9 protein-coding genes are annotated in these 11,658 nt (G+C 37.7%); 7 read left to right on the top strand and 2 right to left on the bottom strand.

Going from position 1 to position 11,658, the window contains the following annotated elements:
• From A6E06_RS20045 to A6E06_RS12790, 7 genes are all read left to right on the top strand, one after another.
• Nucleotides 1-381, top strand: a 381-nt coding sequence (locus A6E06_RS20045; protein ID WP_218066033.1) for a YadA C-terminal domain-containing protein, incomplete at its 5' end; no start/stop codon positions are given.
• A 116-nt stretch (nucleotides 382-497) separates the two neighbouring features.
• Nucleotides 498-749 (top strand): hypothetical protein, encoded by a 252-nt coding sequence (locus tag A6E06_RS12815; RefSeq protein ID WP_065593344.1) that lies wholly within the window; start codon nucleotides 498-500, stop codon nucleotides 747-749.
• Between the two features lie 488 nt (nucleotides 750-1,237).
• Entirely contained in the window at nucleotides 1,238-2,092 is an 855-nt protein-coding gene (locus tag A6E06_RS12810) for an MIP/aquaporin family protein (RefSeq protein WP_065593345.1), read from the top strand.
• A 77-nt stretch (nucleotides 2,093-2,169) separates the two neighbouring features.
• Complete coding sequence (gene glpK, locus A6E06_RS12805; RefSeq protein WP_065593346.1) at nucleotides 2,170-3,684, top strand: glycerol kinase GlpK; 1,515 nt, start codon at nucleotides 2,170-2,172, stop codon at nucleotides 3,682-3,684.
• A gap of 191 nt (nucleotides 3,685-3,875) precedes the next feature.
• Nucleotides 3,876-4,643 (top strand): DeoR/GlpR family transcriptional regulator, encoded by a 768-nt coding sequence (locus A6E06_RS12800; RefSeq protein ID WP_065593347.1) that lies wholly within the window; start codon nucleotides 3,876-3,878, stop codon nucleotides 4,641-4,643.
• 181 nt (nucleotides 4,644-4,824) lie between these two features.
• Nucleotides 4,825-6,372, top strand: a complete 1,548-nt coding sequence (glpD, locus tag A6E06_RS12795; protein ID WP_065593348.1) for a glycerol-3-phosphate dehydrogenase — start codon at nucleotides 4,825-4,827, stop codon at nucleotides 6,370-6,372.
• Between the two features lie 159 nt (nucleotides 6,373-6,531).
• Nucleotides 6,532-7,614 carry a linear amide C-N hydrolase gene (locus tag A6E06_RS12790; protein WP_065593349.1) on the top strand — a complete coding sequence of 361 codons (1,083 nt, stop codon included), beginning with the start codon at nucleotides 6,532-6,534 and terminating at the stop codon, nucleotides 7,612-7,614.
• 177 nt (nucleotides 7,615-7,791) lie between these two features.
• Here the strand turns inward: A6E06_RS12790 and A6E06_RS12785 are convergent, their stop codons facing one another.
• Together A6E06_RS12785 and A6E06_RS12780 are read right to left on the bottom strand one after the other, a co-directional pair.
• A complete protein-coding gene (locus tag A6E06_RS12785) occupies nucleotides 7,792-10,617 on the bottom strand; it encodes a PAS domain-containing hybrid sensor histidine kinase/response regulator (RefSeq protein WP_065593350.1) in 2,826 nt (941 codons plus the stop codon).
• On the bottom strand, nucleotides 10,614-11,645 hold the full coding sequence (locus A6E06_RS12780) for a cytochrome-c peroxidase (RefSeq protein ID WP_255312088.1): 1,032 nt from the start codon (nucleotides 11,643-11,645) through the stop codon (nucleotides 10,614-10,616). Before A6E06_RS12780 ends, A6E06_RS12785 begins: the two co-directional genes overlap by 4 nt.
• Nucleotides 11,646-11,658 lie beyond the last annotated feature (13 nt).

Here is an 11,658-nt window from a genome sequence, read left to right as displayed (position 1 = left end):
CATATAGCACTTTCTGCTAATCAAAATACGGTGAATAATGCAGATTTAATCTCATCAAATAGTGATGCAGTAGATAAAAATACAGCTGATATCCAACAAAATACCAATGATATTAAAGATTTAAGAAGTGACTTTAAAGAAATGGGTAAACGTGTAGATGGTACTGCAGCGATGGGAATGGCAACGTCATCATTGTTCCAACCGTATGGCATTGGCAAAGCAAACGTGACTGTGGGGTTAGGTAACTATAATGGAGCAAATGCGGTTGCCTTTGGTTCAGGTATACGTATTGATGAGCATGTTGCGCTTCGTGCGAACGTAGCTTATGTGGATTCTACTAACGATACCGGCTTTGGTGTTGGTGCTTCTTATGAGTGGTAATAGTTAAAATAAATAATCTTATAAAATAGATAGTTATAAAGATACGGACGCAATTTATAATGATGAATTGTGTCTGTATCTTTAAACAGCAGATCAAAAGATTCAAAGGAAAGGAAATGTTACCTACAAAAAAATCGTACTCTATCGCCTTAGTGCTTACGTTATGGTTTGGTCCAATTGGATTAGCCTATTCATCAATTGAGTTATCAATAATTTTAACCATTCTTTCTCTTGCCTTTCTACCCAAAATTATTGTTCTTGTATGTTGTTGGATCAGCTCAATGTTATTAAGCTTTCGCTGTATTGATAAATACAATAATGAAATTGACAAGGAACGTTACCTGATTGAATTTGGGGGAAATTCATAATTGCGATTAAACAAGGTTGAATTTTATGTAAAAAATGCTCGTTTTAATCCGTCATGTTTTAAATCGAGTATTTTTTGTAAAAGATAAAGCAGATCATAATCTAACTGATTATTAACAATTGGTTGCTAAATAGAAATTCATACTTAAGCGCTTAGAGCTTGGCTTAACTAGCATTTATACCTATTTAGGCTTACTTTTTTGTATATCATACCAGCAAATAAAAAAAGCACTCAATCTGGTCTAACCTGTTCGTTTGGTTGTTTTATGCCCTAGATCTTCTTTTTGTTATTCTAACACGCATTTTTTGTGCTCGAACGCTCGTTTCGAATTTACTGGAGTTTAAATTATTAATAAAAGGAGTACATTTCTCGTTGCTTAACGTGAATGCTGTACCTACTTTAATAATAATTTGGCCGTTTATCTTAAGTATATAGAGCGTTTATATACGTTGGATGAAATGAGTACATAACGAAACAAAGGAATGAATCATGGCGAATAATAAACAACATACATTACTTGGACAATGCATCGCTGAATTTATCGGTGCCGGTTTATTAATCTTTTTTGGTGTCGGCTGTGTCGCCGCCTTAGTGTTAACTGGTGCTGAATTTGGCCAGTGGGAAGTTAGTATCATATGGGGTATAGGCGTTGCCATAGCCATTTATTGTACTGCGGGTGTCTCTGGTGCACATCTTAATCCAGCGGTTACCATTGCATTAGCTGCCTTTCATGGGTTTGATAAAGCAAAAATAATTCCTTACATCATTGCTCAAGTACTTGGTGCTTTTTGTTCTGCTGCGTTAGTTTACGCGTTATACAGTAATTTATTTGCTGATTATGAAATTGCGAACGGTTTTTTAAGAAGCAGTGAAGCTGCATTATCAACGGCTGGTATCTTTTCAACTTATCCCCATCCTTCTTTATCGATACTAGGCGCATTTTCTGTTGAATTTGTTATTACTGCGGTTCTTATGTTCGGAATTCTTGCTTTAGGTGATGAACATAATGGCGCTTCTCGCGGCCCTATGAATCCACTTCTTATTGGTTTGCTAATTGCGGTTATTGGTGGTTCTCTTGGTCCTCTAACCGGTTTTGCAATGAACCCTGCGCGTGACTTTGGTCCAAAACTATTTGCTTACTTAGCGGGTTGGGATTACGCATTAACAGGTGCAAAAGAAATTCCTTACTTTATCGTTCCAATCTTAGCGCCAATTGCAGGTGCATGTTTCGGTGGTTGGGCTTACCCAAAAATGATTGGCGCTTATCTACCAACAGCGGGTCAAGGTTGTACCATTCCGAATCAATGTGATTCAGAGGAAGACGCTAAAGCAGCTGAAGCTTAATATAAAAAATAAAAAAACTAACAAATATAACCCTACGAGTTAATACATTATAAACTTATACATAAAAGGATTCCATCATGACTGAGCAAAAATACATTGTTGCACTTGACCAAGGAACTACTAGCTCTCGTGCCGTCATTCTTGACCACGATGCGAATATTGTCAGTGTTTCTCAGCGTGAATTTACTCAGATTTATCCTCAAGCAGGATGGGTTGAGCATGATCCACTCGAAATCTATGCAACACAAAGTTCGACGTTAGTTGAAACCTTAGCGAAAGCGGGTATTCGCAGTGATCAAATTGCTGCAATTGGTATTACTAACCAACGTGAAACGACGATTGTTTGGAACAAAGAAACGGGAAAACCAGTTTACAACGCCATTGTTTGGCAGTGCCGTCGTACTGCGGACACGTGTGAAAAACTAAAAGATGCAGGTCTAGAAGAGTATATTCGTGAAAATACGGGTTTGGTTGTTGACCCATACTTTTCTGGTACAAAAATCAAGTGGATTCTTGATAATGTAGAAGGCGCTCGTGAAGACGCTGAAGCAGGTAAATTGTTGTTTGGTACTGTTGATACTTGGCTTGTGTGGAAGATGACACAAGGGCGTGTTCATGTCACTGATTACACCAATGCTTCTCGTACTATGGTCTTCAATATCAATACATTACAGTGGGATGAAAAGCTGCTGAAAGAACTGGATATTCCTCTTTCAATGATGCCTCAAGTGAAATCGTCATCAGAAGTGTATGGCGAAACAAACATTGGTGGTAAAGGCGGAACACGTATTCCAATTGCAGGTATTGCAGGGGATCAGCAAGCGGCACTTTACGGCCAAATGTGTGTAGAACAAGGTCAAGCTAAGAATACGTACGGCACGGGTTGTTTCTTGCTAATGAACACGGGCAAAGAGAAAGTAACGTCTCGCAATGGTCTATTAACAACGCTAGCATGTGGTCCTCGTGGTGAAGCCTCTTACGCACTGGAAGGTGCGGTATTTATGGGTGGTGCATCAATTCAATGGCTACGTGATGAAATGAAATTACTGGCCGATGCAAAAGATTCAGAATACTTTGCAACTAAAGTGGATTCATCAAACGGTGTTTATGTGGTTCCTGCCTTTACGGGGCTTGGTGCTCCATATTGGGACGCATATGCACGTGGTACGATTGTTGGCTTAACGCGTGGTTGTGGTTCTAACCATATTATTCGTGCAACGTTAGAAAGTATTGCTTACCAAACTCGTGATGTGATTGATGCAATGCAAGCGGATTCAGGTATCAAGTTATCGGCACTTCGTGTTGATGGTGGTGCGGTAGCCAATAATTTCTTAATGCAGTTCCAATCAGATGTATTAGATGTGGCCGTTCATCGTCCACAAGTCACTGAAGTTACTGCTTTAGGTGCCGCTTATCTTGCTGGTTTAGCGGTTGGATTCTGGGGTAGCTTAGATGAATTAGCGGGCAAAGCTGTGATAGACCGTTCGTTTGAACCTCATCATGATGAAGAAAAACGTAATCAACGTTACCGTGGTTGGAAACGAGCAGTTAAATGTGCTCAATCATGGGCAGAGATGCATGACGAAGAGTAAAATCACTCTAATTTGATGATTAAAAAAACAAAAGGAGTGCATTTATTGCGCTCCTTTTTCTTTTCCGAACTTTATTTGATATACATCACGCATATTCACTGCAATTATTTCCAATTTTTATGGCTTCTTTGTACACTGATTTTAGATAAAAAGAATAAGTCGTTGATTGTTCGTAATTAGGAGAGTAATTCGTGAAGCAATTATCAAGACACCAAGAAATCGTAAACCTGGTGCAACAACATGGATATGTTAGTACTGAAGATTTAGTGGAGCAATTCAAAGTCAGCCCACAAACCATTCGTCGTGATTTAAATGAATTGGCAGATGAGAATAAAATTCGCCGTCATCATGGTGGAGCGACCATTCCATTAAGCTCGGTAAACACCGCATACACAACACGTAAAGTGATGCAGTTAAACGAGAAAGACACGATTGCAGAAGCGTTAGCGAAACATATACCAGATGGCGCTACGTTATTTATTGATATCGGTACAACACCAGAATCAGTAGCTAAAGCATTGGTTAAAAATCATAAAGATTTACGAGTCGTAACGAACAACATTAACGTAGCGATGATCTTAATGGCTAACCCTGATTTTAAAGTTATTCTTGCCGGTGGCGAAGTCAGAAATCGCGATGGTGGAATTGTAGGTGAAGCAACGTTAGATTTTATCAAACAGTTCCGTTTAGATTTTGGCATATTGGGGATCAGTGGTATTGATTATGATGGGTCGCTATTAGATTTCGATTATCATGAAGTTCGAGTGAAAAAAGCCATTATTGAAAATAGCCGCAGCGTATACCTTGCGGTTGACCATACGAAATTTGGTCGTAATGCGATGGTTAATTTAGGTAGTATCACTGAATTACAGATGATAATCACAGATCAAGAACCACCAGAAGAGATCGTTGCGATTCTAAAAGATAATGAAATTCCTTATGAAGTAATTTCTAAGTAAGCCTCATTTCTAATAAATAAAAAATCCCTGTTCTTGATTGAGATCAGGGATTTTTTGTATCTCCATCACACTAAATGTTCGTAATCGAAAATATAAAGTGACTCAAAACGAAAGTTAAGTTATCGTTAATTCCCATCAACTAATGTTCGTTCGCTCATTATGAGTCTTTGAGGTCACTACTATGAATAATGGAAACCAAACACACACAGACTGCGCTGTTTTAGATTTAATCGTAGTTGGTGGTGGTATTAATGGCGCTGGAGTTGCCGCTGATGCTGCTGGACGAGGCTTAACTGTTGGCCTATATGAAGCCGCTGATTTTGCTTCTGCCACTTCATCTGCAAGTTCGAAATTAATTCATGGTGGGTTGCGTTATTTAGAGCATTACGAGTTTCGTTTAGTATCAGAATCATTAGCTGAGCGTGAAGTCCTATTAGCTAAAGCCCCTCATATTGCAAAACCAATGCGTTTTCGCTTGCCTCATCGTCCATTTTTACGTCCAGCATGGATGATCCGAGCTGGTCTTTTCCTTTACGATAATTTAGGCAAACGAACTACGCTTCCAGCAAGTCACTCTGTTAATTTAGCTGCATCGGGTTTATTAAAACCTGAAATGACCAAAGGCTTTGAATATTCAGATTGTTGGGTGGATGATGCTCGGTTAGTCATTTTAAATGCAATGGCAGCTGAGAAGAATGGTGCGGAAGTAAAAAACTATTGTCGAGTTGAAAAAGCAATACGTGTTAATAACATTTGGCATGTCACTATGTTTGATGAGCAAACGAACACACGCTTTGAACGTAAAACTAAAGCGTTAGTTAATGCCGCTGGCCCGTGGGTAAAACAATTTTTTGATGACAGTTTAGAAGACGAGTCTCCACGGAATATTCGCTTAGTTAAAGGCTCTCATATTGTCGTGCCAAAAATTCATAACGAAGAGCAAGCGTACATTCTACAAAATAAAGACAATCGCATCGTCTTTGTTATTCCTTACATGGAAGACTTTTCTATCATTGGCACAACCGATGTTGAGTATAAAGGTGACCCAAGAAAAGTTGCAATATCTGAAGATGAAGTAAATTACTTAATTGATGTTGTGAATCAGCATTTTGTTGATCAAATTCAACGTGATGATGTTGTGTGGACTTACAGTGGCGTGCGTCCATTATGTGATGACGAATCTGATTCACCACAAGCAATCACTCGTGATTACACCTTAGAGTTAGAACAAGAATTAGACCAAGCACCGTTATTGTCTATTTTTGGTGGGAAGCTAACGACGTACCGAAAACTAGCAGAAACGGCAATGAAGATGTTAAGCCCATACTTTATGAAGATAGGGACTCCGTGGACCAAAAATGTTGCATTACCAGGTGGTGATTTTGATTACCCACGTACACAATTAGTGAATAACATTTGCAGTAAACATATTTGGCTAGCAGAGAAAACAGCAACACGTTATGTGAATCAATTTGGTACTTTGGTTTGGACATTATTAGAGAACATTACTTGTGAAGCCGATATGGGGCAAGTGTTCGGCGAAGGCGTATATCAAGCTGAAATCGATTATTTAATGCACCATGAGTTCTCACAAAAAGCAGAAGACGTATTGTGGAGAAGAACTAAACTTGGTCTGTATCTAAGCAAAGAAGAACAAGCAAAAGTAGCTGATTATATGAATAGTTCAATAGCATCAAAGGTTGAAGTTACATTAGAACAAGTGAGTTAAATAAGAGATAAAAAGCACTCAGATAATTCAATAAATGAAATGCATCTAATTCTAATTAGGTGCATTTTTTATTATCTGAATTACGAATGAACCAAGATTATTCTTGGCATTATTATCGATAAGAGTACTATCTGAATGTCATTAAAATGAGATAGTAAAATGAAAATTAAATTCCTCTCAATGCTTATTGCATCTTGCGTAGCCTATTCTGCTAGTGCCTGTACTGGTATTTCTCTTTCAACAACAAATCATGATTATATTCAAGCACGAACGATCGAATGGGGCCAAAATGACCTCAACAGTAAATTGATTGTGTCTCCTCGTGAATATACATATATATCGACCATGCCAGATCAAAAGAAAGGGCTTGAATGGAAGTCTAAATATGGTTTTGTTGGTATTTCCGTCAGTGATGATCGTTTTATTGCTGATGGGGTTAATGAGGAAGGATTAACCGCGGGTTTATTCTATTTTAAAAACTACGGTTCATTAGAAACATACGATCCTAAAGACACAAAAACAACCATTACGGATATGGATTTTAATCGTTGGATGTTATCGAAATTTAAGACGGTTGCTGAAGTAGAGCAAGCGCTAAATCAAATCAAAATTATTCCTGTTTATATTGATGCAAAAGGTGTCCCATCGCCAACGGCACACTGGCGCGTTGCAGATAAAGAGGGAAATAACATTGTTATTGAAATTATGAATAACGGTGAAATTAGTATCCATAAAAACACAGCGAAAGTACTAACCAATGCCCCTGATTACCAATGGCAGGTGACAAACTTGAACAATTACATTCATCTAACGCCAGGTGTTAGCCAAGGGCAGAAGATTAATGATGTTGATGCTTTCTCATTCGGTGTCGGTTCTGGTTTCTTAGGGTTGCCGGGTGATATTACGCCACCTTCTCGATTCGTGCGTGCGGCTTTTTATGTGAACGCAGCTCCAACAATAAAAGAGAGTAATGATGCCGTTTCTCAAGCCTTTCATATCTTAAATAATTTCGATATTCCTATTGGCAGTGAGTTTAATAGCAAAGCGCATATTCCTAATCTACCTAGTGCAACTCAGTGGACTTCAGTTGTTGATCAGACTAACGGATTGTTTTTCTATAAAACGATGTATGACAGTACAATTAAAAAAGTGGATCTAAACAAGCTTACTTTTAGTGGTAAAACAGAAGAAAAGCGCCCATTAGATGCAGGCAAGTTCCATGTTGAAGAGATCACGCCTTAACATTAAGTCAATATACGATTAAAAAATAAGCCTCGGAATGAGGCTTATTTTTTATCTTTACTGTCCGCAAAAAATGTATAGATAATTAATTAGAATGCCTGAATCTTAATCATGCTTCATAAGAAACAATAAACCCTTACAAAGTATAACTATTGATGATATCTAGTTTCATTTAAATTAAGAGTTAATGCTAGCATCACCTTGATTTATATCAGAATTGTTTTTTATTAATCGAGTGGCTTGTTGAATATTTACTTCTAATAAATTAATTAATTGTTGTATATCGTCTAAATTTGGCATGGTGTTATTTTTAGCCTGTTTTTCAATGTTGGTAGCACTCTCTACAAGACGATGGGCGTCAAAATTACTCGCCATTCCTTTTACTGAATGTGAATGCAGGCGAATATTATCAATTTCCTTTTTATCGTAAGCGGTAATTAAAGAAGTAATGCAGTCTTCAGAGGTATTAATAAATGAGGTTAAAAAGTCATTTAATATATCAACATCATCACCACAAATAGCAATTAAAGGAACTAAAGTTAATTCAGCTTCGGTAAGTGCTAATGTAATTTTTTCTTTAGAATGCCTTTTTAATTCAATCACATTTGTTTTTTGTTCTATGGCCGTTTTATTCTTTGTCTGATTGCGCTCAATGCTGGTTTTATAATGATTAATAGCATCAAGAAAACTTTGTTCTTGAAGTGGTTTTGTTAGTACATAATTGGCACCCGCTGCAATAAAATTATCATGAGCTTCTTGGAACACATCTGCGGTACAGGCAAAAATGACGGTTGAAAGTTTTCGTTCATTTCGGATAATTGTGGTTGCACTAATGCCATCCATTACTGGCATATGATTATCCATAATAATCAAATCAAATGCACTTTCTTGTAATATATCGAGAGCGATTTGCCCATTCTCGGCTATGGTCACTTGGTGACCTAAACGTTGACAGAACATTTTAGCGACTAACGCATTTACCTTATTATCTTCTGCTATCAAAATAGATAGATTTTTAGGCGCGTCATCTTCTTCTATATCCACTATTGGTAAATGTTCAGTACTTGGTTTTTCTGGCAGCTGTATACGGCTTTTAATAGGGATCACAATGGTGAATTCAGTGCCTTCACCTTTGACACTGTGAACCGAAATATCACCTTGCATCACATTAATTAGCTGTTTAACAATGGCTAAACCTAATCCAGTGCCACCATATTGTCTTGTTGTGGACGACTCAGCTTGAATGAAAGGGTCGAAGATTTTCTCTAAACGTTCCTGACGAATACCAATCCCACTATCTTTGATTTGAAGAATGAGTCCACTTTCATTATTGGCTTTGTAAGTAGGCTTGAATAATAACGTAATGCTTCCTTTATGAGTAAACTTCACAGCATTACTAATTAGATTAAAAATTATTTGTCGGATCCTCGGCTTATCCCCATTAAATATGGCGTTAGGATTGATATCATTTTTTATAATCAGATTAAGGCCTTTATCTTCGCAAATTGAAAAGTAAGTATGCGTGATAGGGCTTATTACCTCTTTGAAGTAAAACTCTTCATAATTTAGCTCAAGCTTATTTTGTTCAATTTTAGAAAAATCAAGAATGTCATTAAGTAAAGAAAGTAGGTGATCTCCTGATTCGAGTAGAACGTTAATCTGTGTGTGTTGTTCGGGATCTTTTATATTACTTTCGATGATCTGTGCCATGCCTAAAATACCGTTAAGTGGCGTTCTTAATTCATGGCTCATGGTTGCTAAGAAGGTTGATTTGGCTTTATTGGAAACTTCCGCTTGTTCTGCTGCATTGAATAAATCAATTTCAAGGGCTTTACGTTTGGTGATGTCTCTTTCTACGGCGATGAACTGCTCTACTGAACCATCCGAATTGAAGGTTGGGGTAATGGACATATCTATCCAGTATTCAGATCCGTCTTTATGATAATTGATTAATTCTGATTCAATCGATATCCCTTCTTTGATGGCGGAAGAGATGCGTGCAACGTCGTCTTTTGATGTGTTTTTACCTTGTAATAGTTCACCCGGTTTTTTTCCTATCACTTCATTGAGTGGGAATCCTGAGAGTGTAGAAAAACTTTGGTTTGCCCAAGTAAGTATGCCATTTTTATCGGTGATAAGAATGGCATCGTGCGCGTGTTCGGCAACAAGGGCGAGCTTTGATTTTTCTTTTTCTGAGCTTACGAGTTCTCTTTTTATAATTAAGGTTTGTTGTAAGCGTTCTCGTAATTGAAGGTAGAAATAAGCGGCAATCGCGCAGATAAACAGTATTACAGTAATGAACATGTGATTTTTTATTGATTCTGATTGAGATAACCAATAATTATTTTGCTGTGTGAGCCTTTTTTTTACGTCGTTGGTAAAGATGTCTTTTTCTTTGTTTTGACTTTCTATTTTAATACGTTCACGAAAGGAGATGTAATTAGATAAACTGTTAAAATCAGGGTGTTTTTTTAATTCATTACTCGGGGGGGATTCCATTAAACCCATCAGTGTGAATTGTGAAACATACAATTTATCTTCTAGTCTGGCTAAGCTAGATAATAGCTTCTTTTCTAATAGTAAGGTTGTGAGCGTTGAGTATTCGTATGAGACTTTTAATCTTAGCAACGTTTCTAGATCGTTTACTAAAGCAGAGACACTGACTTGAGTATTTTTTGCATAAGTAGCGGCTTGTTCGGTATTGATAAGTAAACTTGATAACCACTGATTTTGGTCGTTTTCTAAGTGTTCAGAGAGAAAGGAGGCTTTTAGATCGGCATTAACGAGTTGAGACGAGTAAGTGTCATAGGCTCTATTGTCTTGATGATTAAAATAATAAAGACTTTCTCTAGATTGAATGATGCTGTCAGATAATGATAAATAAGCGCGTTGATATTGCTCGACTAAATGGCTTTTGGTGACAATCAATGACAAATACAGAGCTGCACAGGTGATAACCGCGATCAGTATAAGGCTGAGTTTGTTGGTATTAATTAATATCATTGAATTAACTCCTCTAGTGCTGCGGGTCTTGGTGCCGTTAAGGTATTTAAAAAGGCACTTATCTCAACAACGGTCATAGGATTTAACTCTTGCCCTAATTGCACCCTAGCCATAATGATAATGGCTTCTTCAAGGGTTGCTGTTTTTCCATGATGGAAATAAGGAGCGGTAATGGCGACATTGCGCAGGCTAGGGACGCGGAAGACGTGGCGATCATTATTGTCTCCTGTGATATCAAAGCGACCAAGGTCGTTATTTACAGAATCGCCAAATTGCGTTTCTAATTCAGTTAAATTACCAAATTTCTGAAATAGATTACCGCCTACGTTTTGTCCTTGATGGCAAAATACACACCCCAATTGTTGGAATTTATCCCAACCATTGGCTGCTATTTTGGATATGGCTCCTTTGTCGCCCTTTAAATAGTGGTCAAAAGGAGCGTCTGGTGTATTGAGAGTTGTCATGAAAGTGACTAAGGCGTTTTTGATTGTTGCTTCTGTGATGTCGCCGTTGTATTCCTGTTTGAAACGATTTGAATAGTGCTTAGAAGTACTAAGAAATTGAATGATGTCAGTCCAATTACTGTCCATCTCTAATGGGTTATGAATAGGGCCATCAAGTTGTTGCTCTAAACTTGCGGCTCTTCCATCCCAGAAAAAACGAGTATTTAAACTGATATTAAACAGTGTTGGAGAATTGCGTAGCCCTTCACCATTAACCCCAATCGAAGCGGGAATAGATTCGGCGCCATTCGTAAATATGTGGTGGCAAGATTCGCAACTGACTTGCCCGTTAGAGGATAACCTTGGATCAAGAAAGAGTTCTAAGCCTAATTTAGCTTTGCTTTTTTCTTTGATTTCAACGTCGTTGATGACGGTGATGGCGTTAGAAAAAAGTTCATTGCTTTTGGTGGGTTGAGTCATCGTATCAGGATCCCAAATAGGCTCTTGAAAAGACACATATAGATAGATACTACAGACACTTATTATAATAAGTGGAATAACCCAGCGAAGTGGTAAAAAATGCACGGTAATTTCCTTG

It is taken from the genome of Aliivibrio sp. 1S175, assembly GCF_001690985.1.
Lineage (GTDB): Bacteria > Pseudomonadota > Gammaproteobacteria > Enterobacterales > Vibrionaceae > Aliivibrio.
The sequence above is the reverse complement of the archived record's forward strand: the minus strand, read 5'-3'. Positions and strand labels throughout refer to the sequence as shown.